Raw genomic sequence first — 26,800 nt, 5'->3', positions numbered from 1 at the left:
GGCTTGCGGCAAGGGGCGGGTGAGAGCGCAGAATCGCTGGCCGGAGCCGGAAGCAGAGGATGTGCCTGACCATGCAACCGTTGCGGACCAGTGTGTTCGAGCTCGGAGGGCGGCTTGCCGCCAAGGCGGAGCCGGGGCTGATCGAGAGGGACGAGCGGCACTTCGCGGCGATCGCGGAGAGTCTGGACGCGACGATCGCGGAGCTGGGGGAGCGCCTGGACGCGGAGCGGCGGGCGCCCGGGGGGATCGGGCAGGCGGCGATGGACCGCGACGACGAGGTGCGGCGGCTGTCGGGGCGGTTGCGGGCGTTGCGGCGGTTCGGCCTGGACCTGTGCCTGGGGAGGATGGTGCCGGAGGCGGGCGAGCCGGTGTACGTGGGGCGGCTCGGGCTCACCGACGGCGGCGGGCGGCGGTTGCTGCTCGACTGGCGGTCGCCGGCGGCGGAGCCGTTCTTCGGGGCGACGCACGCGAACCCGATGGGGCTGGCCAGCCGCCGCCGGTACCGGTGGACGCGCGGCAGGATCACCGACTACTGGGACGAGGTGTTCACGCCGGAGGGGCTCGAGGGGCACGCCGCGCTGGACGACCAGTCGGCGTTCATCGCCACGCTGGGCAGCAGCCGGTCGTCGCGGATGCGGGACGTGCTCGGGACCATCCAGGCGGACCAGGACGCGATCATCCGGGCGGGGTCCAGCGGTGCGCTGGTGGTCGACGGGGGTCCCGGGACGGGGAAGACCGTTGTCGCGTTGCACCGGACGGCATACCTGCTCTACGCCGATCCCCGGCTCGGCCACAGGAGAGGCGGTGCGCTGTTCGTCGGGCCGCACCAGCCGTACCTGGCGTACGTCGCGGACGTGCTGCCGAGCCTCGGCGAGGAGGGCGTGCAGACGTGCACGCTGCGGGACCTCGTCGCGGAGGGGGCGGCGGCGACGGCCGAGACCGATCCGGAGGTGGCCCGGCTGAAGGCGTCAGCGCGGATGGTACGGGCGATCGAGGAGGCCGTCCGGTTCTACGAGCGACCGCCGGTGCGGGGGATGACCGTCGAGACCCACTGGCAGGATCTCTGGCTCAGCGCCGAGGACTGGGCGGAGGCGTTCGAGGCGGCCGAGGCCGGGATCCCGCACAACGACGCCCGGGACCTGGTGTGGCAGGAGCTGGTGCGGATCCTGAGGGAGAAGGAGGACGTCCCCGAGGCGCAGCTGCGGGCGAACCGGGACCTGGTGACGGCGTTCAACCGGGCGTGGCCGCTGATCGAGGCGGCGGACCTCGTCGGTGACCTGTGGTCGGTGCCGGCGTACCTGCGCAAGTGCGCGCCGTGGCTGTCGGTGGAGGAGGTGCGGCGGCTGCAGCGGGCGGACGCGCAGGCGTGGACGGTCAGCGACCTGCCGCTGCTGGACGCGGCGCGGCAGCGGCTCGGCGACCCGGCTCGAGCGCGGCAGCGGCGGCGGCGCGCGGCGGAGGTCACAGCACGCCGGGAGCACATGGACCGGGTCGTGGGCGACCTGATCGAGGCCGCCGACGACGAGTACGGCACGGGGCTGGTGACGATGCTGCGCGGCGAGGACTTCCAGGAGGCGCTGGTCGACGAGGCCGGCCTGGCGCAGAGCGACCCGGACCTGCTGGCGGGGCCGTTCGCGCACATCGTCGTGGACGAGGCGCAGGAGCTGACCGACGCGGAGTGGCAGATGCTGCTGCTGCGCTGCCCTTCACGGAGCTTCACGATCGTCGGGGACCGGGCGCAGGCGCGGCACGGGTTCGCCGAGTCGTGGCAGGAGCGCCTTGCCAGGGTCGGGCTCGACCGGGTCACCATGGCGTCGCTGAGCATCAACTACCGCACGCCGGAGGAGGTCATGGCCGAGGCGGCGCCGGTGATCCGCGAAGCGCTGCCGGACGCCAACGTGCCGGTCTCGATCCGCACGAGCGGCCTCCCGGTCGTACACGCGACGAAAACGGAGCTCGAAGGCGTCGTCGACGCGTGGCTCGCCGCTCACGAGGAGGGCACGGCGTGCGTCATCGGCGACCCGGAGTTCGTGGCGACGGAGCGCGTGCGGTCGCTGACGCCCGAGCTGTCCAAGGGCCTCGAGTTCGACCTGGTCGTGCTCGTGGACCCGGACGCGTTCGAGGGGGCGGTCGACCGGTACGTGGCGATGACCAGAGCGACGCGGCAGCTGGTCATCCTGCGCGGTGAGGGTCAGCCCGTCTCGTCGTCGATGAGGCCGTAGGGCGGCTGGTCCGGCCGGCGGGTGAAGCGGACGATGACGTCGTCGGCGGCGGCGGGGGGCGGGGCGTTGTCGGCGACGACGATCTGCGCCCCGACGCCGCGGCCGGACAGCCACTGCTCCAGGTGCCGGTAGAAGCGCTCGACCGTGACGGTGTCGGCCGTGTCCCGGTCGATGTCGCCGGCGACGCCGAGGTTCTTCTGCGGGCTGTCCAGCATGAGGAACCCGGGGTGCGACGACCGGCTCTCCCACGCGATCTCGAACAGGGCGAGCTGCCAGGCGAGCGCGATCAGCGTCCGCCCGCCCGACGACGCGGCCGTGTAGGGCTCGCCGCGCATGTAGGGGGTCAGGTCCTCGGCGAGGTAGGCGTCGGCGATCTTCGGGTAGTGCCACTCCTGCAGGATCTCCCGGTAGCGTTCGCTGACGCGCCGGATGACCGCGGTCCGGTCCGCGCGCCGCGCCTGCGGGCCGGCGGCGGCGAGCTCCTCGCGGTACGCGTCGACCTGGTCGATCTGGTGCAGGATGCCGGCGGCGCGCCGCTCCAGGCTCTGGATGAGCCGCAGCCCGCTCAGCGCCCGCTGCAGCGTCGCGGCGGCCTCCTCGCGGCGCCGGGCGAGGGCGTCGCGCTGCGCGAGGAACGGCGTGATCGTGTGCGCCGTCGCCTCGTCGACCTCCGCGGCGGCGCGGGCCTCGTCGCGCTGGGCGCGCTCCGCGGCGTCCCGCAGCCGCGGCAGTTGCTCCTGCAGCTCCTCGATGTAGCGGTTCAGCTCGGCGAGGCGGGTCTTCGCGGAGCGCAGCTCGGCGGTCACGTCGACCGAGCCGCCGTCGGTGATCGGCAGCAGACAGGCGGGGCAGCGGTCCTCGCCGCCGGTAGCGGCAGCCGTCACACTGCCGCCGGTAGCGGCAGCCGTTACACTGCCGCCAGTGGCGGCAGTTATTGCACCGCCGCCGCTGAGCGGCTCCAGGCACGACGGGCACGCCGAGACGCGCATCGGCTCGAAGAGGTGGTCTGCCTCGGCGAGCATCGTCCACTTCGCGACGTCGTCGGCGTAGCTGCCGTGCAGGGTCTGCATCCGCTGCAGCTGGGTCTCCCGGTCGCGCAGCTCTGCCGCCGTGCGGTGCGCCTCGACGGCCGCGGCGCGGTGCCGCTCGCGCAGCTCCTCGGCGAACATGGTGTCGGCGCGGGCCTGTGCGTCCAGCGCCGCGAGGGCCTGCGCGCACGCGGCCAGCTCGTCCTTCGCGGTGCGGTGCAGGGCCTCCAGGTCCTCGCGGCCGCCGACGTGCTGCTCGTCGACGATCTGCTCCGCGGCCCGGTACGCCGCCCTGGCCGCGGACAGCTCCGCCTCGACCGCGCGGATCCGCCGGCCGATCTCCACACTGTGGTCGTCGTGCACGTCGAAGACCACGTCGACGACCTGCCGCAGCTTCAGGTGCTTCATCGGCACGCTGCGGAAGAGCAGGTCCTTGCCGTCGAGGCGCTCGTTGGGCAGGAAGCACAGCCACATGAGGTCGCGGAAGCTCAGCGGGTCGGTGTCGACGCCGCTGTCGCGCAGCCGGACGCCTTCGAGCTTGCAGTGCGACAGCAGCAGCGTCGACAGGCTCTCCGGGTGGCTCGCCGGGCGCAGCGGCCGGCGTACCGGGGGAGCGGCGCCAGGCTCGTCGAGGCGGCCCGCTCGCACGTACGCGAACATCGACGGCTCGCCGACGGCCCGCTCGATGAGGTACGGCGAGCCGGAGAGCTCGACCTCCAGCGTCGCCGCACGCACCTTCGGCATGATCTCCGGGTGGCGCGGATGGTCGGACGCGCCCAGGCAGTAGTCGACGAACTCCAGGATCGTGGTCTTGCCGGTGCTGAAGGCGCCGGCGAGCACGGACAGCGGCCGGGGCGAGTCGTCGGGCGCCCGGAAGTCGACGTCGTAGGTGCGGTCGCCGCTGTGCAGGCGCAGGCGCCTGAGCCGGATGCCGTGTGCTCGCAAACCGATCATGTCAGGTCCTTCAGCGCGGACGAAGGGACCGGAAGGAGCCACTGCCGCAGGCCTTCGCGCAGCCTCCGTGTGCTCAGGCGACGGAGGCGGCGGATGACGATGCGCGCCGCTGTGCGGTACACCTGAGCGTACATCGCAGTGAGTCGATCGGCCATGCTCGCGCCCTCCTGGGTGAGCCGGTAGGTCACCCGTCCGGTGGCCGTGACCTCGACGAGCCCCCGTCCGACGAGGGCGGCGAGGTCGTGGGCCAGGTGCAGCTGAGCGGTGACGAACCGCTGGCCGGGGCTGGCGTAGGCGAGCGCCCGGTCGTCGAACCCGGCGAGCCGCAGCGTGGTCCGGTCGGCGTCGTCGTCCGCCCGCGCGAGGAGCAGCGGGTGGGCGGCCAGGAAGTCGTAGACGCCGAGGCGTTCGGCGTCCAGCCCTTCGCCCGCGCACGCCAGCACCAGCAGCAGCCGCGCCTGACGGAACACGGAGACGTCCTCAGGAGTCATGTGATGTCCCGCCAGTGTGTGACCCAGCCGGCGCGGCGGTCCTCGACGACCCGGTGCATGAGCCCGCACCGGTGCACCGGCCCGGCCCGCAGCTGGGCCGGGAACGCGCCCGACTCGCGGATGTCGTGCATGACCTCGGCGTGCAGCCCGGGCAGCCGCGGATCGCCGGCGAAGGCCTTGGCGTTGAACCGTGCCTCCCAGATGCCGTGCACGACCCCGTCGGCCTCGCTCAACGCCGCGACCTCCGCCGGCACCCGCTTGTCGAGGACCTCGCGGGCCAGCAGCTCGGCGTTGAAGTACTCGCGCTTCGCGGCGCCGACCTCGACGTGCCCGGCCGCCCGCAGCTGCCGCACGAACAGCGCCCGGTCCAGGGCCGTGTCGTCGTCCTCGCCGAGGTCCCGCACGGGGGTCCGCGGCGTCTGCGCCGGCACGTACGGGTCGTAGAAGTGCCGCCGCACGTGGGCGCAGTCCGGCCGCACGAGATGGTTGCGCAGCACGTTCTCGTGCCACAGCTCGATCGAGACGCCGGACTCCCGCTGCCGCCTCGCCCGCCAGTTGTCCCACCACTGCGCGGTCGGCGCGTCCATGCTCGCCGGCACGCACAGGACCCACTGGCTCAGCCGGTACCCGTTGCGGGCGGCCGCGGCGATCGCCGAGTCGAACGACTCGCGGATCTGCCCTTGCTGCGACCGGCCGACGACGGGCCAGAAGTACTTCGACTGCCAGATGATGACGAGCCCGGACAGCTCGCCGAGGAGGATGTCGATGCCCCAGTCGCCGGGGTTGGCGGTGATCGCCCGGGCGCCGGGGTAGATCGCGGCGAGCAGCATCGCCAGCATCTGCTCGAAGTCGTCGCGGGCGCCCGCGAGGTTGCCGGCCCGCAGCTGGTGCGCGGCGAAGTTGATCGGGGGCTCGCCGGAGGCGAGGCTCGTCGCGGCCGCAGTCGCGGTCATCTCCGCTCCTCCCTCTCGCGCCGCAGTGCCGACCCCCATCGATCTTCGCGACTACCAGACTGTCACGCAAAGCAATGGATCCGCTACCCTCAGCGTAGAGTTCGGCGGGATTTTCATCGCCGGTTGGTCGCCCGAACAGGTGAAGCTCCCTTCGTGGAAGCGTCGTCATGCCTGCGGCAGGAGGGACAGGTCGATGTCGGCGTAGATGGCGGCGTGGTCGGAGCCGGCGTGGACCGGCTGGGTCATCGTGTCGTAGATCGGCCACAGGGCGCCGCGGCGGCCGCCCCACACACCCTTGCGCAGGATGCCGCCGCCGGTCGTCGCGGCGAACAGGGCCGGGGACAGCAGGACGTAGTCGAGCTTGTTCGGGGCGGTGCAGTAGCCGTACGTGCCGGGGCGGCCGCCGTCGTCGAACCCTGGGTGGGTGCTGACGTCCCGCAGGTCGGTGTCGCGCAGCAGCGGCGCGAGGGGGTCGCTGGCCGGGGTGTCGTTGAGGTCGCCCACGACGGCCGCGAACGGGGTGTCCAGCGAGCGGTAGATCTCCGCGACCCGGGCCGCCTGCCGGCGGCGGCGGGCGTCGGAGGCGACCTTCCCGCCGTAGCCCTTGCTCTTGAGGTGGTTGACGAGGACCGCGAGGTGCCGGCCGCCCGGCAGCCGGAAGTGGTACTCGGCGCAGTCGCGGCTGAAGACGCGGCCGTGCTCGTCGGTGTCGTCGACGTGGGTGCGCTGGCCGACCGGCGGGTACTCCGAGGTGGACATGACGCCGACGTCGATGCCCCGCTCGTCGTTGCCGTCGACGACCATGAAGTGCTCGTACCTGCCGTTGAGGCCACCATCGGCGAACCGCTTCAGCGCCAGGCGGCTCTCCGCCTCGATCACACCGAGGATGTCGGCACCGACGTCGAGGATGACCCGCGCCGTGTTGAGCAGCGCCAGCTCGTCCACCCGGTCGGTGGTCAGCTCCACCCAGCCGATCCAGTCGGCCCGGCCGCCGGCGACGACCTCGACCACGCCGGTGCGCCGCCGCACCAGCAGCCGCCCGCGGTTCTGCCGCAGGCGGGCGAACTTCGCCGTGTCGCCGTTGCGCAGCCCGAGCCGGCCCAGCTCGCGCAGGATGTCGTGCTTGACCTCGTCGGTGTAGACGGGCTCCTCCAGCAGCTCGCACGCCCGCTGGAACGCCTCGAGGATCGGGCGCCCGGCCGCCCACGTGCGCTGGTCCAGGGCCTTGGCCCGGTTGAACAGGTTCTCCACGTTGTAGCTGGCGAGCCGCATGGGCCGTAAGTTACATGCCCGCGGCAGCGGCTGGAGGGCATCGAACCGACGGAAGCTTTACTTTCACGTCCCGGATACCCCGTGGCGCCCTCCCGGCGCGGGTGGTGGAATCGGTCGATGATCGACGTGCGGCTGCTGACGTTCAACACGCTCATGCGCGACGACGTCCCGGCCCGGCTGCGGGCGCTCGGCCCGGTGCTGGAGCGGGCCGCGTACGACGTCGTGTGCCTGCAGGAGGTGCTGCACGGCGGCAGCGTGCGCCTGCTGCGGCGGGTCACCGGCCACCGGCACGTGGCGGTCACGCGGGCGGCGCTGCCGGCGGGCGGGCTGATGCTCATGTCGCGGTGGCCGATCCTGCGGTACCGGTTCGCGCGGTACCGGATGAGCGGGCCCGTGCGCACCGAGCTGCTGATGCGCAAGGGGGCGCAGCTCGCGGTCGTCGAGACGCCGGCCGGTCCGCTCGCCGTCGTCAACACCCACCTGTCCGCGAACCGCGACGACGACTGGTCGGACGGCAACCGGTTCACCACCGTCATCCGTCAGGAGCTCGACCACCTGGCGCGGCTGGTGCGCGGGTTCGAGCCGGACCTGCCGGCGGTGGTCGTCGGCGACTTCAACGTCCCCCGCGACTCGGCGGTGTTCACCGGGTTCGCCGCGGCGGCCGGGCTGCGCGACGTCCTCGCCGGCGACACGACGACCACGTATCGCCCGACGCCGCGCTGGCCGGCACCGCCCGCCCTGGACCAGGTCCTCGTCCGTGACGGCGCGGACCGGCCCGTGGTGGCGAGTGCCCGGACCGTGCTGCGGGACGCGGTCCGCGTCCCCGACGGCCGCGAGCTGTTCCTGTCCGACCACTACGGTCTCGAGGCCGATCTGTCCCTTGCCGGGCCTACCATGGAGGTATGGCGCGATTCGTGACGATCGGGTACGGCGACCAGGCGGGCTACGAGCGGACCGACCCCGCGGTCCGCGACGAGGCGCACGCGCACGACGCGCGACTGCTCGCCGCCGGGGCGAGCGCGGGGCGGGCCGGGCCGCCCGTGCAGGTGCGCAACCACGACGGCGCCGGAGTGGTCGTGCGGGAGGGGCAGTTCATGTCCGCGGGGCTGCCGGTCGCGGGGTTCGGGATCATCGAGGCCGAGACCATCGACGAGGCCGTCGAGATGGTGTCGCGGACCCCGTGCGCCGTCGCGCACGGGGTCGTCGAGGTCTGGCCGCTGCTGGAGTGAACGCGGCCCGCGAACCGGACCGGCAGGGCTCGGCCGCCGGCGGCGCCGCTACGAGGACGCGGCCTTGTCCAGCTTGCGGGTGTCGCGCAGCTCGACGTACGGCTCCTCCGTCTCCGAATGGCCGGCCTGGATGGCGCGGCTGCGCTGCAGCTCGGCGTCGAGTTCGGCGCCGACCAGGATCGCGATGTTGCTGATCCACAGCCAGATCAGGAACACGATGACGGTGGCGAGGCTGCCGTAGGTCTTGTTGTAGGAGCCGAAGTTCGCCACGTAGAACCCGAACCCGGCCGACGCCACGAGCCACATCAGGGCGGCGAGGACGCTGCCGGGGCTCACCCAGCGGAAACCGCCGTGACGGGCGTTGGGGGAGGCCCAGTACAGGATGGCGAAGAGCAGCACGACGATCAGGACCAGCACCGGCCACTTCGCGATGTTCCACGTCGTCACGGCGGCCCCACCGGCACCGATGGCCCGGCCGGCGTGCTCGGCGAGCGGGCCGGTGAACACCACCAGCAGCGCCGCGATCGTCAGCAGGATCCCGGTCACCACCGTGACGCCGAGCCGGATCGGCAGCGTCTTCCACACCGGCCGGCCCTCGGGGACGTCGTAGATCGCGTTGGACGCCTGCATGAAGACGCCGACGTAGCCGGACGCCGACCACAGCGCCGCTGCGAAGCTCACGACCGCGAGGATGCCGGCGGTGCCCTGCTGGCCCTCCTGCAGGTTCCTGGCGGCGTCGCCGAGGATGGTCGACACGGAGCCCGGGGCGAGCCCGCCGACGTTGTCGATGACCCGCTGGACCGTGTCCTTGCCGAAGAGCCGCAGCCCGGTCACGAGCAGCAGCAGGCCCGGGAAGATCGACAGCACGCCGTAGTAGGTCAGCGCCGCCGCCCACACGGTCACGTTGTCGTCGCTGAACTCCTTGAACACGCGCTTGAGCACCTTCGGGTAGGACTGCTTCGGCAGCGCGCTGAGCTCGTCCGGGCCCTGCTCGGCCGTCGGCGGGCGGGGCAGCCGGTCCGGCCTGTCCGCAGCGGTGCGGCCGGTCTCCTCACCGGGGCGCCTGTCCGTGTTCTCTGCCATGCCGACCTCCAGACGGTGTACCTCGCGGATCCGGATTCCCTGCCGCGGCCCGCTGAACCATCCGAGGCGCTCCTGCGGGGTGTTTGGTTGCCGGACGGCAAGGGAATCACGCGTGCACATGAACGGAGGTGCAGCATGGCCATCCCCCGATCCGGCGACGAACAGCAGCTGCTGCGGGAGCAGATCGCGCGGACCCGTGCCGAGCTCGGCAACACGGTCGAGGCCCTCGCCGCGAAGGCCGACGTGAAGGCGCGCGCCAAGGACGCCGCGGCGCAGGCCGCCGAGCGGGCCAAGGGCGCCGCCGCCGACGCGGCCGGGCGGGCCAAGGGCGCGGCCGCCGGTGCCGCCAGGAGCCTCGCCGGGACCGTCTCGGACAAGACGGTCGTCGTGCGGCGGCGACCGCTGCCCCTCGCCGCGATCGGCGCCGCCCTCGTCGCGGTGCTCGTCGTCCTCGCCGTCCGCCGCAGGGCGCGCTCTTCGCCGTGGTGAAGGTGACCGTCGATCGGGCGGGTGCGGTCGACGGTCGCAAGGCCACCGGCCGCCGGCCCGGCTGATCCCGCCACGACGTCGACCGATCGGTGCGCACTGTTTTCCTGTCCCGGCGCGGGGGTACTGACCGGGCCACACAACCAACTTCCCGGAAAGTGGGTGCCGGACCGTGACCGACGTCGTGGAGCCTCGCAGCCGGTGGCGGCCCAACGTGCTGATGCGTGGATACGCGGCGCTCGTGGTGTGGCTGCGCTGGCTGATCGTCGGCGGGTGGGCCGCCGCGGTCGCCGCCTCCGTGCTGTACCTGCCGGCCACCAGCCAGGGCGGCAGCGACCTGGAGCAGCTGGTGTCCGCCGACAACCCGGCCGTCGCCAGCGAGGTGCGCTCGTTCGAGAAGTTCGGCTTCCCGCTGCTGAGCCGCGTCGCCGTGGTGCAGCGCAAGGCCGACGGGCTGCCGGAGGCGACCCAGAAGGAGGCGGTCGCCCGGGCGCGGGCGGTCAGCGACGGCACGTACACCGACGCCGCACCGATCCGCGCGGCGGTCCCGGTCATGAACACCCTCGGCCTCTTCCCGGGCTCCGCCGAGGACAGCACCACGATCGTGACGCTGCTCTTCACCGACCCGGACGTCACCTTCGCCGACCAGGTCGTCGCCGCGGAGAAGTTCGTGAAAGCGCACTACAGCGCGGACGACGCCGTCGTCGGGATCACCGGCTCGGTGCCGGCGCGGGTCGAGCAGACCCGGATCCTGCAGTCGAAGGTGCCGACCCTGGAGCTGATCACCGTCGGCGCGGTGTTCCTCATCGTGGCGTTCGCGTTCCGGTCGCTGATCGCGTCGCTGCTCGCGCTCGGCGTCGCCGGCGTGGCCACGCTGCTGACCGTGCACGTCGGCGGCGCGCTCGCGGAGCGGCTCGGGGTGCCGGTGCCGCAGGAGACCCAGCCGCTGCTGGTCGCGCTGCTGCTCGGCGTCGTCACCGACTACGTCGTGTTCTACCTGTCGGCGGCGCGCCGGCAGCTCGCCGCCGGGGAGTCCCGGCTGGACGCCGCGCGGCACGCGACCGCCCGCTACACCCCGATCATCGCGGTCGCCGGAGCGACCGCCGCCGCCGGCACTGGCGCGCTCATCGTCGCCGACGCACCGACCTTCCGGGCGTTCGGCCCCGGGATGGCGCTCGCCATCCTCATCGGCGTGCTGGTGTCGGTGACCCTGGTGCCGGCGCTGCTGGCGATCTTCGGCCGGTTCATCTTCTGGTCGCCGCTGCGCCGCCCGCTCGGCACCCGCGGCGCCGAGCCCGCCCCGGTCGGCGGGCGCTGGTGGGCCAGGCTGCTGACCCGGCGCTGGGTCGCGCTGCCGGTGCTGCTGCTGTGCGTCGGCGGGCTCGTCGTGGCCGCGCTGCCGCTGCAGCACATCCGGCTCGGGGTGTCGTTCGTCGAGGCGCTGCCGCCTGGGCACCCGACCCGGGTCGCGGCCGACGCCGCGGAGACCGGCTTCGCCGACGGCATCCTGTCGCCGACCGAGGTGCTCGTCGAGGGCGCCGGCGTCTCGGGCCGCCAGGCGGAGCTCGCGAAGCTGCAGCAGGCGCTGTCCCGCGAGCCGGGTGTCGCCGCCGTCCTCGGCCCCGGCACCCAGGGCCTGCCGGAGGGGCTCAGCGTCTTCCAGGCCCGTGACGGCGCCGCCGCGCGCTTCCTGCTGGTCCTGTCCGACGAGCCGCTCGGCGCCCGGGCCGTCGACACCGCCGGCCGGCTCGGCCGCGACCTGCCCGGCCTGCTGCGCGACGCGGGCCTCGACGGCGCGACGGCGAGCCTCGGCGGCGACACCGCCGTCGCCCACGTCATCGTCGACCAGACGGTGCACGACCTGGGCCGCATCGCGATCGCGGCGCTGCTGGCCAACCTGCTCTTCCTGGTGCTGTTCCTGCGGGCCCTGATCGCCCCGGTCGGCCTGCTGGCCTGCAGCGTCCTCGCCATCGGCGCCACCCTCGGCCTGACCACGTACGTCTTCCAGGACCGCCTCGGCGGCGACGGCCTCACGTTCTACGTCCCGTTCGCGGCGGCCGTGCTGCTCGTCGCGCTCGGCTCCGACTACAACATCTTCGGCATCGGGCCGGCCTGGCGCGAGGCCCGGACCCGGCCGCTGCGCGAGGCGCTCGCGATCACCCTGCCGCATTCGGCGCGGGCCATCCGTACGGCCGCCTTCACGCTCGCGGTGAGCTTCGGCCTGCTGCTGATCGTGCCGCTGCGCCCCTTCCGGGAGCTCGCCTTCGCCCTCGCGGTCGGCGTGTTCATCGACGCGTTCATCGTCCGGTCACTGCTGGCCCCGGCGCTGCTGAGCGTCCTGGGCTCGACGGTGGCCCCGACCGTCGAAGCACCGCCGGTCGAGGAGCGGCGGGTCGCCGAACCGATGATCATCGAACAGCGGCACGGTTCAAGAGACGCTCAAGACCTTCGCACGGCGGGCTCGTCCGACGGGTGAGTGGCTACGCTCGGAGCATGCTGATCGCGAAGCGGACCAGCGTCTGGCGGGCACGCTACACCGTCACGCAACAGGGCCACACGGTCGCCGCGTGGGAGGGCGGGGTCTGGCGCAGCGGCGGCCAGCTGACCGTCGCCGGCCAGTCCTACCTGGTCCGTGGCAACGCGTGGGGCAACCGCTTCGCGATGCAGGACAAGGCCGGCGAGACCATCGCCACCGCCGACCGGGTCGGCCGCAAGCAGTGGACGGTCACCGCGGGGGGCCTCACGTACCAGTTCCAGCGCGCCTCGGTGTGGAGCCAGGCCCAGGACCTGCACGCGGGCGGCCGCAAGGTCGGCTCGATCCGCAAGACCAGCTTCTGGGGCAGCGACGTCGAGGTCGACCTGCCGGGTGTCCCGCTGCCGGTGCAGGTCTTCGTCCTCGGCGTCGTCGTCACCATGTGGCAGGCCCAGTCGGCCGCCGCGGCGTCGGCGTCGGGCTGAGCGGCCGCGCGTCCTCGCGCTCGGTGTGCTGTTCGCGACGTGGCGGTCACGACGTGGCGGTCACGCCTCCCCTTCGACCGCCACCTCGCCGATCCGGTCGCGCATCGGGCGCTGCTCGAGCAGGGCGATGGCCTCCTCGACGAGGCGGCTCAGCGGGTACGGCAGCTGCGCGTCGAACGCCTCGGTGGCCGCGTCGGTCGCCGCCATCTCCGCCTCGATCGTCGGCATGAGGCGGGCGGCCCGGTCGGTGAGGTGGACGATGCGCTGCCTGGCGTCGGCGCCGGGCTCCAGGCGCACCAGGTCCTGCCGGGCCATCTCCGCGACGGTCTGGCTCGCCGCCGAGTGGGTGACGCCGATCGCGGCGGCCAGGTCGCGGATCGTGCTCGGCCCCTGCCGGGCCAGGGTGCGCACGACCGGGGCGAACCTGGGCCGGATGTCGGGCAGGCCGAGGTCGGCGTAGACGCCCGCGACGTCGCCGTCGAGCAGTTCGAGGAGGTGTCGCAGCCGGCTGCCCAGGAATGTCACAGCACTAATATAACAGCACTGTTGTATTCTCCCCGGCATGTACCCACCCATCGAGCCGCACGACGAGGGCATGCTCGACGTCGGCGACGGCAACCTCATGCACTGGTCCGTCAGCGGCAACCCCGCCGGGCTGCCCGCCGCCGTCGTCCACGGCGGGCCGGGCTCCGGCAGCAGCCCGCGGACCCGGCGCTACTTCGACCCGGAGCGCTACCGGATCGTGCAGTTCGACCAGCGCAACTGCGGCCGCAGCACGCCGCACGCGTCCACATTGGACGCCGACCTGCGGCACAACACGACGGACCACCTCGTCGCCGACATGGAGCGGCTGCGCGAGCACCTGGGGATCGACCGGTGGCTGCTGTTCGGCGGGTCGTGGGGGTCGACGCTGATCCTCGCGTACGCCGAACGCCACCCGCACCGCGTCGCCGGCATCGTCATCGACGGCGTGACCTCCACCCGCCGCCGCGAGCGCGACTGGCTGTACGAGGGTGTCGGCCGCTTCTTCCCCGCGCAGTGGGCGGCGTTCCGCGATCACGTGGCACCGGCGGGCGACCTTACGCCGGTGAGCGCGAGCGACCTGATCGCGGCCTACGCGCGGCTGATGAGCTCGCCCGATCCGGCCGTGCGCGCCGCGGCGGCGGAGGCGTGGTGCGCGTGGGAGGACACCGTCGTCTCGCTCGAACCGAACGGCGTGCCCGACGCGTACAGCGGCCGCCCCGACGACGCGAAGCTCGCCATGGTGCGCATCTGCACCCACTACTTCGCCAACTCCGCGTGGCTGGAGGAGGGCGCCCTGATCCGCGGCGCCGACCGGCTCGCCGGGATCCGCGGTGTGCTGCTGCACGGCCGGTTCGACATCAGCAGCCCGCTGGAGACGGCGTGGCTGCTCGCCGAGCGCTGGCCGGACGCCACGCTCACGGTCGTCGAGGACTCCGGCCACACCGGCAGCGACACGATGCGCACCCTGATCCGCGAGGCCCTCGACTCGTTCGTCTGACCGGCCCTCAGCTTGCGCGACCGCCGGCACCGCCCGCCACCCGACGGTGGAAGTTCACTCCGGGACCCCGGACGTCCGCCGGGGTCCCGGAGCGCTGGTCAGCCCAGGTAACGGCCCCACGGGCCGGTGATGGCCAGGGTGATGCCGGGGACCTGGATGTTGACGAACAGGACCTTGCCGTCCGGGGAGAACGTCGGGCCGGTGAACTCGGAGTAGGTCGGCGCGCCGTTGGAGGTGCCGTTGCTGAGCATGTTGCGGGCGATCGCGTAGGTCGGGCCGCCCGGAACCGTGCTGAGCACGTGCGAGGCGCGCACGCCGTCCTCGGCGAGCACGAGCGTGCCCCACGGGGTGACGGTGACGTTGTCCGGGCCGTCGAAGGTGAGGTCGGCGTACTTCGGCGCCGGGCCCTCGCCCTCGGCGGCGGCGTTGTGCGGGAAGTACGAGACCAGCGTGATGGTCTGGTCGGAGTAGTCGTAGAACCACACCATGCCGTCGTGCTTCGTCGCGTCGGCGGGCAGGTCGTTGGCGCCGAAGGCGAAGCTGTTGACGATGTAGCAGCCCTTGCGGGTGCTCCACACGCCCTCGAACTTCTTGCCGCGGGTGACCGTGCCGTCGGCGAACTGGGTGCGGACCGGCTTGGTGGTCGCGTCGCGGTCCGGCACCTCGAGCCAGGTCACCTTGAACGGGCGGCCGATCTGGGCGGAGGTGAGGTACGCGACGTCGGGCAGGATGCTGCCGTCGTCGAGGCGGATCTGCATCGCCTCGAGCTTGCCGGCGTCGTCGGCCAGCGAGTTGGCGATGCCCGCGCCGAGGCGCTTGCCGTCGGTCGAGCGCCACCGGTAGAACAGGCCGTTGGGGCTGCTGGCGTCCTCGGACAGGTAGACGTGCTTGAGGTCCGGGTCGACGGCGAGGGCCTCGTGGTCGTACCGGCCGAACGCCTTGATCGCCTTGGGCAGCTGCTTCTTGGACTCGGCCGGGAAGACCTCGAAGACGTAGCCGTGGGCCTTCTGGTAGGTGCCGGTCTGGCCGCCGGCGGTCCAGGTGGCGCCGGCGTTGGCGGTGGTCTCCTCGCAGGTCAGCCAGGTACCCCACGGGGTCACGCCGCCCGCGCAGTTGCGCAGCGTGCCGGAGATGCCGACCCACTCGCCGGTGCGCCGGCCCTGCCCGTCGGTGGTGATGACCGTGCAGCCGCCCGCGTTCGGGGCGCCCGGGTCGTACACGGTGCCCTCGATGTGCGGCACGCCGTACACGATGGTGTGCGGGTTGAGCTCGTGGTTCTGGATGATCGTGAGCTTGTTGTGGCCGGCGGCGACGACGCCGGTGCCGTCGTGGTAGCCCGGCGTCTTGCCCTGGTTGCCGGACATCTCCGTGCTGCCCTCGCGGGTGACGATCGTGTACGAGAAGCCCTCGGGCAGCGCGAGGATGCCGTTCGGGTCGTCCTTCAGCGGCGGGAACGGGCGCCCGCCGGAGGACGGCCGGTGCTCCTCGTGTGCGAGGGCGGGTTCGGCCAGGGTCGGCAGGGCGCCGGCGACGGTCAGGCCGACGCCCGCCGCGGCCGTACCACTGAGAACTTGACGGCGAGAAACAGTCACGCTGGCACGCTCCAAAGAAGTCTGCTTGATTCCTTCGCAGCCTCTGAGACGTCGGTGAACCGCGGGGAAATACAAGGCGAACGATGCACGTCGCCGACCCGCACAGCGTGCGGTCAGTCCCACCAGAAGTGCCAGGCGGGCGTGCCGATGAGGCCCGCGGCGTAGCCGGACAGGTCGTCGCCCCGCACGGTGTCGGGGCAGAACGCGAAGTGCTCAGCGGCGACCGCCGCTGCCTCATCCACTGTGGACGGCGGCGCGGCGACGCTCAGGAACAGCTCGGCGAAGCCGACCCCGACGACCCTGACCCCGAAGCGCTGCTCCCAGCTGCGCAGGACCGCGCTGATGTGGGCGGTGTCGCCGGTGTGGTTGGCGGGCCCGTCCCAGCCGACGACGGTGAGCGCGTCGGCGCCGCGACCGGCGGCGACCAGGCCGAGCCGCCACGGCCGGCGGGACCCGACGAGCGCGGCCGCCTCCCGGTCGGCGGTCGCGTCGGCGTCGGCGGGGTCGACGCCCGCTCCGGGTGCCAGCCCGGGCCACGGGCCGTGCCCACCGTCGGCCTCCGCCCACCACTTCGGCAGCAGCGCCGCCGGGTCGTGGTCCGCGGGGTCGGACATGTCGCCGGGGACGAGCTCACCCTCGATCCACGGGCGGCACGGGTCACCGTCGAGGTGCGTCAGCAGCAGCGGCCACAGGCCGGTGGCGGAGTGCGCGGCGCGCAGCTCCTCCCACAGGCCCGGCGGCGGGGAGGTCTTGCTCAGCCAGAGCACCGCCGGCTCGTCGTCGTCGAGGTCGGGCCGGATGGTCCCGCCCGGGGGCAGCGGCACGGTGAGGGCCTTGACCCGGGCGGGCAGCGTCAGACGCTTCGCGGACACCCGCACGACCGTAGCCGATCGGCGCCGGGTCGCGCAGCCGCCGGGCGCGAGTCGGCGCCGCGGCTCCGTCGCCCGGCGGATCCGGCTGTCGCGATGCCTGGCCGTCGGTGACCTTCCGGCGGGTCAGCCGATCACCCTGTCCCGGCCGGCGAGGACGGCGAAGCAGCCCATCACCGCGATCAGCGCACACATCGTCGCCAAGGGCAGCGTCCACGATCCGCTCGCGTCGCGCAGCGCGCCGATGAGGACGGGGCCGCACGCGGCCAGGAGGTAGCCGACCGACTGCGCCATCCCCGACAGCGCCGCTGCCTGGCGGTGGTCGACGGCGCGCAGGCTGAACAGCGACAGGCACAGCACGAGCGACAGGCCCGCCCCGAGGCCGGCGCACACCAGCCACACGACCGCGATCCCGGGCGCGAGCAGCAGGCCGCCCACGCCGAGCAGGATCACCGTGGCGCACAGCAGGGCGACGAGCCGGTGGTCGGGCAGGTGGCGCATGAGGTGCGGGGCGGCGAGGTTCGCCACGACCGAGGCGATCAGGTAGACGAACAGGTGCCAGCCGGCCGTCGTGGCGCTGACCCCGTGGTCCTGCTCGATGCTCGGCAGCCAGGCGACCATCACGTAGAAGACCAGCGACTGCAGGCCCATGAACAGCGTCACCTGCCAGCCGATCGGGCTGCGCCACGGCGAGCGGCGGGCGGCCGTCGCGCCGGTGCCGCCGTCGGGGCCGGCCGGGCGGGCGCGCAGCCGCGGCAGCCAGACGGCGGCGGCGACGACCGTGAGCCCGACCCAGCAGCCGAGCGCGATCCGCCAGCCGGCGGTGGACTGGCCGGCGATGGGCACGGCGAGGCCGGACGCGACCGCCGCGACGATGCTCTGGGTGGCGGAGTAGCCGCCGGACAGCTGCGCGACCCGGTCCGGGAAGTCGCGCTTGACGAGGCTGGGCAGCAGCACGTTGAAGAACGCGATCGACGCGCCGATGGCGACCGTCCCGGCCCAGATCCCGCCGGCGACCGGCACCGACCGCAGCACGATGCCGGCGGCGAGCACCGCGAGGCCCAGGCCGAGGGTGCGCTCCAGCCCGAGCCGGCGGGCGACCAGCGGCGCGACCGGCGAGAAGCCCGCGAACGCGAGCAGCGGCAGCGCGGTCAGTACACCTGCGGCGGTCGCGCTCAGGCCGAGGTCGGCGCGCACGTCGTCGAGCACCGGCCCGACGGACGTCAGCGCGGCCCGCAGGTTGGTGGCGATGAGCAGGATGCCGACGACGAGCAGCCCGGTGCGGGCCCGGACGGGTGCGAGGGTGGCGGTCACGACGCGCTCCCGCGCAGGATGTCGCGGCCCTCGGCGACCAGCGCGACGCTGCACGCCTCGGCGGCGTCGGGGTCACCGGCCTCGATCGCGGCGACCAGGTGGTGGTGCAGGTCGTGCACGGTGCTGTCGTGGTCCAGCGCGGCGCTGTCGCTGATCGTCTGCGTGATGACGGGGCTGAGGTGCTGGTACAGCTCCGCGAGCAGCGGGTTGCCGCCGGCGATGACGACGGCGCGGTGGAACGCGAAGTCGGCCTCGACGAAGCCCGCCAGGTCGCCGGTGCGGGCGGCGTCCCGCCGGTCGAGGAGCTCGCGCAGGTGGGCGACGTCCTCGGCGGTGGCGTGCAGGGCGGCCCGGCGCGACCCGCGGTGCTCCAGCAGTGCCCGCACCTCGAAGGCGTCGTCGGGGTCGGCCTCCGCGACCCGCCTGCCGAGGGAGACCTGCAGCTCGCTGTCGGCGCGCACGTAGGTGCCGTCGCCGGGACGTGCTTCGAGGAGTCCGAGGTGTACGAGCGCGCTCAACGCCTCCCGGACGGTGTTGCGGCTGACGCCGAGCTGCTCGGTGAGCCGGTGCTCGGGCGGGATCCGGGAGCCGACCGGCCAGTCACCGGCCGCGATCAGTTGCTTGAACTGACCGGCGACCTGTGTGGCGAGGGGCACGGCCCGTTGCGGGCTCGACAGCACATCGACCTCCAAATGTAGGACATTTGGATGGTAGGACAGTTGGAGCGCTGACGCGAGCCTGCTTTTGACCGCGGTCGGGACATGCGACTGCCCCGGCACCGACGGGCGCCGAGGCAGCTGCTGAACGGGTCTACTTGGCCGGCTTGGCCGGCTTGGCCGACGGGTCCGCCTCGCCGCCGGCCGGGCGGCCCTCGCGCGGCGGGGCCACGGTGGTGCAGGTCAGCGGCGTGTCGATCGACACCAGGCGCTCCACCGAGCCGGGGGAGCCGCCCGTGACCTCCAGCTGGGCCGGGCTCAGGTAGCCGATGAACAGCTGCTTGCCGGGCGGCAGGGCCGAGGCGTCGAAGACGAACGTAGCGTCGGCGCCCGGCACGGGCCGCACGACGTCGGTGACGCCGGGACCGGTGCCGTGGACCAGCGTCAGGTCGTCGCCCGGCCCGGCGCAGAACTCGCCGACCTTGACGACCACCGGGAAGCCGGCCTGCCGCAGGGCCGCCTCCAGGCCGGCGGGGTCCTCGAACCATTGACGCTTCGTCCAGGTCACCTGGACCGTGCCGTCGGCCCGGGAGTCGACGGTGTAGGCGACCGTCCGGACGTGGACCTCGGTCGCGGTGTTCGTGCCGGGGGCCGCGATCGGGGCCGGGGGCGCCGCCGGCGGGTTGGCGAGGCTCGCCACGCCGAGCGCGACGCCGGCGACCGCCACGGTGCCGGCGGCGACGGCCGCCAGCCGGCGGCGGCTGCGGCGGGCCTGGCCGGCGGTCACGATGTCCTCGACGGGCGTGCCCATCGTGACCGCGTCGAGCGAGCCCCGCAGGGTGTCGAGGACGTCGGTGTCGTGGTCGTTCATGACTGCTCCTGACTGTGGTTGACGACGAGATGGCCGCGCAGTGTCGCGATCGCCCGGGACAGGTGCGCGGTGACGGTGCCCGGGGCCATGCCCAGGGCCTTGGCGGTGGCCGCGGTGTCGAGGTCGAGGAAGACGCGGAACGCGATGACCTCCCGCTGCCGGGGTGGCAGGGCGCGCAGCAGCCGCAGCAGCGCCGGGTCGAGGCCGCCGCCGTCCGGTTCGCCGCTCGCCGTGGCGGTGTCCGCGTCCCCGTCACCGAGGCCGACCTCACGGCGGTGCCGGCGCCACCACGACACCCGCAGGTTGAGCGCGGTGCGGACGATCCAGGCCCGCGGCGCCGGATGCCGCCGCACCTTGTGCCAGGACATCCACGCCCGGGTGAACGCCTCGGCCACCAGGTCCTCGGCGACCTGGCGGTCCGCGACGCCGGCGAGCACGGCCCGCAGGCACCGGTCGCGCTCCGACCGGTAGAACTCGGTGAACTCCATGTGCCCCACGCCTCATGAACGCTCCGGGGCACGGAATCGCTTACCCGGTTCTAGTGTTCGCCGCCAGTTTCGTGCTCGCCGCCGAGTTCGTGACCACCGCCATGAGGCCGGCGACGGCGAGGCCGTTGGTGATGGCGCCGGCGCGGACGCGCTCGACGGCCTCGTCCAGCGGTACCCACGCCGGCCGCAGATCCTCGTCCGGCTCGGGCTCGGCGTCGCCCTGGGTCAGGTCGCGGGCCAGGAAGATGTGGACCCGTTCGCCGGTCATGCCCGGTGACGGAGCGCCGGGGTCAGCGTCCGCGGGCCGTCATGATGAGCTCGACCAGGTCGACGGCGGCCTCGACCGACCAGGCGACGCTGAACGCGGCGAGCCCGGCCGGCAGCAGGGTCAGCAGCCCCGCGGCGGGCCGGCTGCGCGGGGTCAGCAGCAGCGACACCCGGCGCGGCACGATGCCGTGGGGGATCGCGACGTGCAGCACCGACCAGCCCGATCCGGCCGTGGCCGCATCGGAGGTCGCCAGCGCGGCGGCACCGATGGCGTGCGCGACCGTGCGGCGGCTGCCGACCTCGACGGCGGCCTGCTCGTCGGCGGCCCGCTCGAGGAGGTAGTCGACGTGCTTCGCGACCCACCACAGCGCCGGGTGGGCGGCGGCCGCCGTGCCCGCCAGGCGGGCCAGCCGGTGGTGCCGGCCGGCGAGGTGTGCCTGCTCGTGCGCGAGCAGCGCGTCGAACTGCCGGTCGGTCAGCAGCGACCGCATGCCGGTGGTGACCACGACGTAGCCGGGCCGGCCGGGCACCGCGAACGCCTTCGCCTCCGCGTCGGGCAGCACGACGAGCGCGGTGCCGTCGCCGGCGGACCGGCCGAGCGCGAGGACGTCGCGGTGGTGGCGCCAGTGGCGGGTGACCGAGACGAGGACGGCGGCCAGCAGCGCGACGCTGAGCCACGGCGCCCACGGCTCGGCGGCGGTGTCGGCCGTGACGACCGTCGCCGACCAGCCGAACACGCCGGCGACGACCGGCACCTGGGCGACCGCCTTCAGCGCGAACAGCAGCAGGTTGACGGTGCTGGCGGCGGCGACGACGGCCGCGGACCAGGCGATGACACGGGCCGCGCCGGCGGGCGGGAGCCGGTCGGCGAGCAGGCGCACGACGAGCAGGACCAGCGGCGGCACCACGACCACCGACCACACGAAATGATCGAACATGTGCCTCCCCTCGCGCCGCGTCCGTGCCCCTCGCACTCTAGCCAGGTCGGGTCAGCGGCGGCCGTCCACGGCTCGATAGAGTCGTCGCGATGAGTACCCCACCGCCACCGGGCGACCGCCGGCGCCGGCCCGGACAGCTCGAGGCGCAGGTGATCACGGTCCTGGGCGCCGCCGCCGGGCCGCTCACCCCGGGCGAGGTCCGCGACCTGCTCGATCCCGCCGGTGCGCTGTCGTACAGCGCCGTGGTGACCACCCTGACCCGCCTGCACGAGAAGGGCTCCGTCACCAGGCACCGCGACGGCCGGGCGTTCCGCTACGGGGCGCTGCGCGACGCGGCCGGGCTGGTCGCGGAGCGGATGAGCCGCCTGCTCGCCGAGGAGCCCGACCGGGCGACGGTGCTGCGCCGGTTCGTCGGCACTCTCGACGACCGCGACGAGCAGACCCTCCGCGCGCTGTTGCGGGAGCACCCCGAGGACTGACTCTGCTAACTTCTACGTCGTGTAGAAGTTCGGCGGGAGGTGCCTGGCATTGGTGCTCGACGACGTGCTGCTCGCCCTGCTGGGCGGCCGTGACAGCAGCGCGTGGGAGCTCATGCGGCGCCACGACGAGATCTTCGGCAGCGCCCAGCGGATGGACATCGTCCGCGTGATGGCGTCGGTGACGCGGCTGGAGCGGGGTGGCTTCCTGCGGGTCGACGCCGCCGTCCCGGCCCGCATGGCCAGCAGCAACCGGCGCACCTGCTCGCTCACCGCCGCCGGCCGGCAGCGCCAGCGGACCTGGCTGTGCGCCCTGCCCCCGGACGTCAGCATCGAGGACGTCTACGTGCGCGGCATGCTCGCCGTGGAGTCCGCCGACGAGGCGACGTTCGACATGTTCATCCGCAGCGGACTCGCCGTCACCCGTGCCCGCATGCACGCGCTCGCCGACGACGTGGCCGGCGCGGCCGCCGTGACCCGCGCGAAGGCCGCCTTCGAGCGGGAGACCGTCCGCGCCCTGGCCCTGTGGCTGCACCAGCTGCCCGACCACCGCCTGCCCCGCTCCGCCGCGGGCTGACCGGCCCCGGCGGCAGACCGTCCGCATTCTGTCCGCCCGTGCCGCCCTCGCTCCGCCCCCGCGTCGCCCTCCGCGGCATCGGCCGGCAGGCCATCGGCCGCCTCGCTCCGCCGGCGGTCATCCCGCTCCGTCGTGGGCCGGTGGGCGGGCGGCCGCCGAGCCGCCGGCCTGCCGGTGGTCCGGTGCGGGCTGGCGAGGACCGGCTGGTGAGGGCCGGGTAACGTCCACCCGGTCGGGCACCCTGCGAACCCCACGGACGGAGCGGCCCATGGCTAGCCATCGTGGCCGGATCGGCCCGTTCCCCAGGTGGACCCTCGCCGTCGTCGCCGCGCTGCTCGTCGTGGCCGGGGCGGGGCTGTGGTTCGTCGCGGCCGGTCGCGGTACACCGGCATCCGACGCCCGCACGCCGGCGGGTGCCAGCACGAGCACCCCGGCGTCGCCGTCCGCCTCGCCGAGCGGTGACTGCGTCGCCGCCCTGGTCGCGAAGCTCACCCTGGAGCAGCAGGTCGGCCAGCTCCTCATGATCGGCACGCCGATCGGGACGCCGCTCAACGCCGTCCAGCCGATTCAGCGGTACCAACTCGGCGGCATCTTCCTGGCCGGCCGGAGCACGGCGTCAGCGGCGTCGCTGCGCCAGTCGATCGGGCAGCTGCAAGCGGCCGCGGCCAAGTCGTCGGGGCTCGGCCTGCAGATCGGCGTCGACCAGGAGGGCGGCCAGGTCCAGACGCTGAAGGGCGACGACTTCCCGCCCATCCCGTCCGCGGTCAACCAGGGCAAGCAGGACGACGCGACGCTGAAGGCCCACACCGCCGAGTGGGTCGGCCGGCTCAAGGCCATCGGCGTCACCATCGACCTGGCCCCGGTCGCGGACGTCGTCCCGGCGTCGGTCGGCAAGGCCAACCCGCCGATCGGCGGCTTCGACCGCCAGTACGGCCCGACCCCCGAGCCCGTCGCCGCCGACGTCGCCACCGTCGTGACCGCGATGCAGGGCGCCGGCGTGCTCGCCACGCTCAAGCACTTCCCGGGCCTCGGCCGCGTCCGCGTCAACACCGACACCTCCACCGGCGCCCGCGACGACCTCACCACCGCCGACGACCCGGCCCTGCAGCCGTTCACCAGCGGCATCGCGGCCGGCTCGGCGGCGGTCATGATCTCCTCGGCGGCGTACCCGAAGCTCGACCCGGCGAACATCGCCGCGTTCTCCACGCCGATCGTCACCGGCCTGCTGCGCCAGAAGCTCGGCTTCGACGGCCTCGTGCTCTCCGACGACCTGGGCGCCGCCACCGCGGTCGCCTCGGTCCCGCTCGGCCAGCGCGCCGTCCGCTTCATCAAGGCCGGCGGCGACGTGGCCCTGTCGGTGAAGCTGTCCGACGCCGGCCCGTGGACCGAGGCGCTGGTGGCCGCCGCGAAGGATGACCCCGCGTTCGCCGCCCGGGTGACCGAGTCCGCGACCCGGGTGGTCCGCGCCAAGGTCCGCGCCGGGCTGGTCCGCTGCGGCACATGAAGCGCGGCGGCTCCGGTTACAGTCGCGATCATGCCCGCCACCTTCCCCTCGCACGCCGCCGCCGTCCTGCCGCTGAAGCTGTGGCGACCCTCCTGGTTCGACGGCGTCGCCCTGGTCATCGGGTCGGCCGCGCCGGATCTGCCGTACGCGCTGCACTGCCACCCGCCGTTCACCAAGGGGCACACGTGGTGGGGCGTGCTCGCGTCGGTGCCCGCCACGACCGCGGCGACGATGCTGGTGCGCCGGGCGGCTCCGGAGGTCGCCGCGCACCTGCCGGACCTCGGCCCGTTCGCCGTCCGCGACTACGGTGCCCTCGGCCAGGCCCGGCACCCGTGGTGGGTCACGGCCAGTTCGGCGCTCATCGGCGCCGCCAGTCACGTCGCCTGGGACCACCTGACGCACGACACGGTGACCGGCACCAAGGTCGGGATGCCGCGCCTCGCACGGGAGGTGCTGCCGGGTGTACCGGCGTGGATGCCGCTGCACCTGGCCTCCAGTGCCGTGGGCGCGGCGGCGTGGCTCGCCATGTCGGCGAGGCTGGGCCGCACCCGCCGGCTCACCGCGTGGCACGGCCCGGCGCCACGCGTCCAGCGACGGCCCGGATCGTTCTGGGGCACCGCGGCCGCGGTCGGCGCGGCCGGCACCGCGGCGGCCGCGCTCGCGCCGCAGCCCCGCCGCCGGTACGTGCGCTTCCTGCCGGCGGTGCCACAACCGGCGGTGGTCTCCGCCCGCATCCTCGGCGTGACCGCCGCCGCCCTCATGGCCGCCGCGGCCGTGCACCGCGCCCTCACCACAAGGCGACCAGGGATCGGCGGCGTCAACCGCTGAGGCGGTGGGTGAGAGCGGTGTGGCGGCCGCTGCCGACGGTGCGGACCGCGGCGGCGAGGGCGCGGCGTGAGCCCACCAGGACGACGAGCCGCTTGGCGCGGGTGACGGCGGTGTAGAGCAGGTTGCGTTGCAGCATCATCCAGGCGCTCGTGGTCAGCGGGATCACCACGGCGGGGTACTCGGAGCCCTGGGAGCGGTGGATGGTCATCGCGTAGGCGTGCTGCAGCTCGTCGAGCTCGTCGAAGTCGTAGTCGATGGACTCGTCCTCGTCGGTGCGGACGGTGAGGGTCTGCTCGTCGGGGTCGAGGGCGGTGACGACGCCGAGGGTGCCGTTGAAGACGCCGGCCTGGCCCTTCTCGTAGTTGTTGCGGATCTGCGTGACCTTGTCGCCGACGCGGAACACGCGGCCGCCGGCGCGGCGCTCCGGCAGGCCGTCGCGGGCCGGGGTGAGGCGTTCCTGCAGCAGGGCGTTGAGCGCGCCGGCGCCCGCCGGGCCGCGGTGCATCGGGGCGAGGACCTGCACGTCGCGGCGCGGGTCGAGGCCGAACTTCGCCGGGATCCGGTGGTGCACCACGTCGACGGTGAGCTGCGCCGCGGCCTCCGTGTCGTCGCACGGGAAGAGGAAGAAGTCGCGCAGGTCCCGCACGACCGGCGGCAGGCCGGCGTTGATCCGGTGCGCGTTGGTGACGACGCCGGAGTCGGCGGCCTGCCGGAAGACCTGCGTGAGCTGTACCCGCGGCACGACCGCCGCATCCAGGACGTCGCGCAGCACGGCGCCGGCGCCGACGGACGGCAGCTGGTCGACGTCGCCGACGAGGAGCAGGTGCGCGCCGGGCGGCACCGCCTTGACCAGCTTGTTGGCGAGGATGAGGTCGAGCATGGACGCCTCGTCCACGACGAGAAGGTCGACGTCGAGGGGGTTGTCCCGGTCGTAGCTGGCGTCGCCGCCGGGCTGCAACTTCAGCAGCCGGTGTACCGTCGCGGCGGGCTGCCCGGTCAGCTCGGACAGGCGTTTGGCGGCGCGGCCGGTCGGGGCGACCAGCAGGATCTTCGCCTTCTTCGCGGCGGCGAGCTCGACGATCGACCGGACGGTGAAGCTCTTGCCGCAGCCCGGGCCGCCGGTGAGCACCGCGACCTTCGAGGTGAGCGCCAGCCGGACCGCCTGCTCCTGCTCGGGCGCCAGGTCGGCACCGGTGCGCGTCTTCAGCCAGGCGAGGGCGCGGGTCCAGTCGACGCCGTGGAAGTGCGGCATCCGGTCGGCCCGGTGGCGCAGCAGGGTCAGCACCGCGTTGGCCAGGGACTGCTCGGCGCGGTGGAACGGCACCAGGTACACGGCCGGCCCGTCCTCGCCCGGGACCGTCTCGCGCACCACGCCCTCCTCGGCGACGAGCTCGTCGAGGCAGCTCGCGGCGAGCGCGGCCGGCACGTCGAGGATCTTGGTGGCGTCGGCGACCAGGCGCCCGGCGGGCAGGAAACAGTGCCCGCCGTCGGTGGCCTCGGAGAGGGTGTACTGCAGGCCCGCCTTCACCCGCTCCGGGCTGTCGTGCGGGATGCCGACGGCCTGGGCGATCGCGTCGGCGGTCTTGAACCCGATGCCCCACACGTCGGTGGCCAGCCGGTACGGCTCGGTCTTCACCACGTCGATGGACTTGTCGCCGTACTGCTTGTAGACGCGCACCGCGATCGACGTCGACACGCCGACGCCCTGGAGGAAGACCATCACCTCCTTGATGACCTTCTGCTCCTGCCACGCCGCGGTGATCTTCGCGGTGCGCTTCGGCCCCAGCCCCGGCACCTCGACAAGGCGCTCGGGGTGCTCCTCGATGACGGTGAGCGTGTCGAGGCCGAAGTGGTCGACGATGCGCTCGGCGAACACCGGGCCGATCCCCTTGATGAGCCCGGAGCCGAGGTAGCGGCGGATGCCCTGGATCGTGGCGGGCAGCACCGTCGTGTAGGAGGCGACCTCGAATTGCCGCCCGTACTGCGGGTGCGACGACCACCAGCCCCGCATCCGCAGGCTCTCGCCGGGCTGCGCCCCGAGCAGAGCCCCGACGACGGTCAGCAGGTCGGTGCCGCGCCCGGTGGCGACCCGGGCGACCGTGTAGCCGGTCTCCTCGTTCGCGTACGTGAGCCGCTCGAGGACCGCTTCCAGCACCTGCGGCGGGGGGCGGGAAGCGGCAGGTGGCGGCACGCGCACCATGGTGCCCTCGCCGCCACCTTCC

General features: G+C 73.7%; 26 protein-coding genes. 11 read left to right on the top strand and 15 right to left on the bottom strand.

The window, feature by feature from the left end:
- Positions 1-80 precede the first annotated feature (80 nt).
- Positions 81-2,222, top strand: a complete 2,142-nt coding sequence (gene helR / locus ACFY3L_RS16760; RefSeq protein ID WP_389323882.1) for an RNA polymerase recycling motor ATPase HelR — start codon at positions 81-83, stop codon at positions 2,220-2,222.
- On the opposite strand, the gene ACFY3L_RS16755 is transcribed toward helR, so the two are convergent.
- The 4 genes from ACFY3L_RS16755 to ACFY3L_RS16740 all read right to left on the bottom strand — a co-directional run bounded on the left by ACFY3L_RS16755 (position 2,192) and on the right by ACFY3L_RS16740 (position 6,920).
- Positions 2,192-4,204: a DNA recombination protein RecN gene (locus ACFY3L_RS16755; RefSeq protein WP_389323879.1), complete on the bottom strand. Its 2,013-nt coding sequence runs from the start codon at positions 4,202-4,204 to the stop codon at positions 2,192-2,194. The genes helR and ACFY3L_RS16755 overlap by 31 nt on opposite strands.
- The gene (locus tag ACFY3L_RS16750; RefSeq protein ID WP_389323876.1) at positions 4,201-4,695 is read right to left on the bottom strand and encodes a hypothetical protein; all 495 of its coding nucleotides are present in this window, start codon (positions 4,693-4,695) and stop codon (positions 4,201-4,203) included. The genes ACFY3L_RS16755 and ACFY3L_RS16750 overlap by 4 nt, the downstream gene beginning before the upstream one ends.
- Entirely contained in the window at positions 4,692-5,648 is a 957-nt protein-coding gene (locus tag ACFY3L_RS16745; protein ID WP_389323874.1) for a hypothetical protein, read from the bottom strand. The genes ACFY3L_RS16750 and ACFY3L_RS16745 overlap by 4 nt, the downstream gene beginning before the upstream one ends.
- Before the next feature lie 165 nt (positions 5,649-5,813).
- Positions 5,814-6,920 carry an endonuclease/exonuclease/phosphatase family protein gene (locus tag ACFY3L_RS16740; protein ID WP_389323872.1) on the bottom strand — a complete coding sequence of 369 codons (1,107 nt, stop codon included), beginning with the start codon at positions 6,918-6,920 and terminating at the stop codon, positions 5,814-5,816.
- A gap of 117 nt (positions 6,921-7,037) precedes the next feature.
- Here ACFY3L_RS16740 and ACFY3L_RS16735 point away from each other — a divergent pair, with 117 nt between their 5' ends.
- On the top strand, positions 7,038-7,838 hold the full coding sequence (locus tag ACFY3L_RS16735) for an endonuclease/exonuclease/phosphatase family protein (protein WP_389323870.1): 801 nt from the start codon (positions 7,038-7,040) through the stop codon (positions 7,836-7,838).
- Complete coding sequence (locus ACFY3L_RS16730) at positions 7,823-8,149, top strand: hypothetical protein (RefSeq protein WP_389323867.1); 327 nt, start codon at positions 7,823-7,825, stop codon at positions 8,147-8,149. The genes ACFY3L_RS16735 and ACFY3L_RS16730 overlap by 16 nt, the downstream gene beginning before the upstream one ends.
- A 48-nt stretch (positions 8,150-8,197) precedes the next feature.
- Here ACFY3L_RS16730 and ACFY3L_RS16725 read toward each other — a convergent pair whose 3' ends face one another.
- Positions 8,198-9,232, bottom strand: coding sequence for a YihY/virulence factor BrkB family protein (locus ACFY3L_RS16725; protein WP_389323864.1), 1,035 nt, complete (start codon positions 9,230-9,232; stop codon positions 8,198-8,200).
- A 135-nt stretch (positions 9,233-9,367) separates the two neighbouring features.
- Between ACFY3L_RS16725 and ACFY3L_RS16720 the strand changes: the two genes are divergently transcribed.
- From ACFY3L_RS16720 to ACFY3L_RS16710, 3 genes are all read left to right on the top strand, one after another.
- The gene (locus ACFY3L_RS16720; protein ID WP_389323861.1) at positions 9,368-9,721 is read left to right on the top strand and encodes a DUF3618 domain-containing protein; all 354 of its coding nucleotides are present in this window, start codon (positions 9,368-9,370) and stop codon (positions 9,719-9,721) included.
- A gap of 169 nt (positions 9,722-9,890) precedes the next feature.
- On the top strand, positions 9,891-12,194 hold the full coding sequence (locus ACFY3L_RS16715; protein WP_389323858.1) for an MMPL family transporter: 2,304 nt from the start codon (positions 9,891-9,893) through the stop codon (positions 12,192-12,194).
- A 17-nt stretch (positions 12,195-12,211) separates the two neighbouring features.
- Positions 12,212-12,676 (top strand): hypothetical protein, encoded by a 465-nt coding sequence (locus ACFY3L_RS16710; protein ID WP_389323855.1) that lies wholly within the window; start codon positions 12,212-12,214, stop codon positions 12,674-12,676.
- Between the two features lie 60 nt (positions 12,677-12,736).
- On the opposite strand, the gene ACFY3L_RS16705 is transcribed toward ACFY3L_RS16710, so the two are convergent.
- Positions 12,737-13,201, bottom strand: a complete 465-nt coding sequence (locus ACFY3L_RS16705; RefSeq protein ID WP_389323852.1) for a MarR family winged helix-turn-helix transcriptional regulator — start codon at positions 13,199-13,201, stop codon at positions 12,737-12,739.
- A 37-nt stretch (positions 13,202-13,238) separates the two neighbouring features.
- On the opposite strand from ACFY3L_RS16705, the gene pip reads away from it, so the two are divergent.
- Positions 13,239-14,198 (top strand): prolyl aminopeptidase, encoded by a 960-nt coding sequence (gene pip, locus ACFY3L_RS16700; RefSeq protein WP_389323849.1) that lies wholly within the window; start codon positions 13,239-13,241, stop codon positions 14,196-14,198.
- 98 nt (positions 14,199-14,296) lie between these two features.
- On the opposite strand, the gene ACFY3L_RS16695 is transcribed toward pip, so the two are convergent.
- The 8 genes from ACFY3L_RS16695 to ACFY3L_RS16660 form a co-directional block, all read right to left on the bottom strand.
- Positions 14,297-15,790, bottom strand: a complete 1,494-nt coding sequence (locus ACFY3L_RS16695) for an alkaline phosphatase PhoX (protein ID WP_389323846.1) — start codon at positions 15,788-15,790, stop codon at positions 14,297-14,299.
- 113 nt (positions 15,791-15,903) lie between these two features.
- On the bottom strand, positions 15,904-16,662 hold the full coding sequence (locus tag ACFY3L_RS16690) for a DUF4253 domain-containing protein (protein ID WP_389323843.1): 759 nt from the start codon (positions 16,660-16,662) through the stop codon (positions 15,904-15,906).
- Between the two features lie 123 nt (positions 16,663-16,785).
- Positions 16,786-17,973 carry an MFS transporter gene (locus ACFY3L_RS16685; RefSeq protein ID WP_389323840.1) on the bottom strand — a complete coding sequence of 396 codons (1,188 nt, stop codon included), beginning with the start codon at positions 17,971-17,973 and terminating at the stop codon, positions 16,786-16,788.
- Positions 17,970-18,665, bottom strand: coding sequence for a FadR/GntR family transcriptional regulator (locus ACFY3L_RS16680; RefSeq protein WP_389323837.1), 696 nt, complete (start codon positions 18,663-18,665; stop codon positions 17,970-17,972). Before ACFY3L_RS16680 ends, ACFY3L_RS16685 begins: the two co-directional genes overlap by 4 nt.
- Before the next feature lie 118 nt (positions 18,666-18,783).
- A complete protein-coding gene (locus tag ACFY3L_RS16675) occupies positions 18,784-19,500 on the bottom strand; it encodes a hypothetical protein (RefSeq protein ID WP_389323834.1) in 717 nt (238 codons plus the stop codon).
- Positions 19,497-19,988, bottom strand: coding sequence for a sigma-70 family RNA polymerase sigma factor (locus tag ACFY3L_RS16670; RefSeq protein WP_389323831.1), 492 nt, complete (start codon positions 19,986-19,988; stop codon positions 19,497-19,499). Before ACFY3L_RS16670 ends, ACFY3L_RS16675 begins: the two co-directional genes overlap by 4 nt.
- Positions 19,989-20,028: 40 nt before the next feature.
- Complete coding sequence (locus tag ACFY3L_RS16665; protein WP_389323828.1) at positions 20,029-20,256, bottom strand: hypothetical protein; 228 nt, start codon at positions 20,254-20,256, stop codon at positions 20,029-20,031.
- A gap of 22 nt (positions 20,257-20,278) precedes the next feature.
- Positions 20,279-21,193 (bottom strand): M56 family metallopeptidase, encoded by a 915-nt coding sequence (locus tag ACFY3L_RS16660; protein ID WP_389323825.1) that lies wholly within the window; start codon positions 21,191-21,193, stop codon positions 20,279-20,281.
- 89 nt (positions 21,194-21,282) lie between these two features.
- Between ACFY3L_RS16660 and ACFY3L_RS16655 the strand changes: the two genes are divergently transcribed.
- The 4 genes from ACFY3L_RS16655 to ACFY3L_RS16640 all read left to right on the top strand — a co-directional run bounded on the left by ACFY3L_RS16655 (position 21,283) and on the right by ACFY3L_RS16640 (position 24,578).
- Positions 21,283-21,672: a BlaI/MecI/CopY family transcriptional regulator gene (locus tag ACFY3L_RS16655; protein WP_389323822.1), complete on the top strand. Its 390-nt coding sequence runs from the start codon at positions 21,283-21,285 to the stop codon at positions 21,670-21,672.
- Between the two features lie 49 nt (positions 21,673-21,721).
- Positions 21,722-22,246, top strand: coding sequence for a hypothetical protein (locus ACFY3L_RS16650; protein ID WP_389323819.1), 525 nt, complete (start codon positions 21,722-21,724; stop codon positions 22,244-22,246).
- Positions 22,247-22,514: 268 nt separating this feature from the next.
- Entirely contained in the window at positions 22,515-23,750 is a 1,236-nt protein-coding gene (locus ACFY3L_RS16645) for a glycoside hydrolase family 3 N-terminal domain-containing protein (protein ID WP_389323816.1), read from the top strand.
- 30 nt (positions 23,751-23,780) lie between these two features.
- Positions 23,781-24,578, top strand: coding sequence for a DUF4184 family protein (locus ACFY3L_RS16640; RefSeq protein WP_389323813.1), 798 nt, complete (start codon positions 23,781-23,783; stop codon positions 24,576-24,578).
- On the opposite strand, the gene ACFY3L_RS16635 is transcribed toward ACFY3L_RS16640, so the two are convergent.
- Entirely contained in the window at positions 24,568-26,769 is a 2,202-nt protein-coding gene (locus ACFY3L_RS16635; protein WP_389323810.1) for an ATP-dependent RecD-like DNA helicase, read from the bottom strand. The two genes, ACFY3L_RS16640 and ACFY3L_RS16635, sit on opposite strands and share 11 nt — an antisense overlap.
- Positions 26,770-26,800 lie beyond the last annotated feature (31 nt).

This window comes from Dactylosporangium sp. NPDC000521, from assembly GCF_042898305.1.
GTDB lineage: Bacteria > Actinomycetota > Actinomycetes > Mycobacteriales > Micromonosporaceae > Dactylosporangium.
Note: the sequence above shows the minus strand (reverse complement) of the source record. Positions and strands in the feature narration are given on the sequence as shown.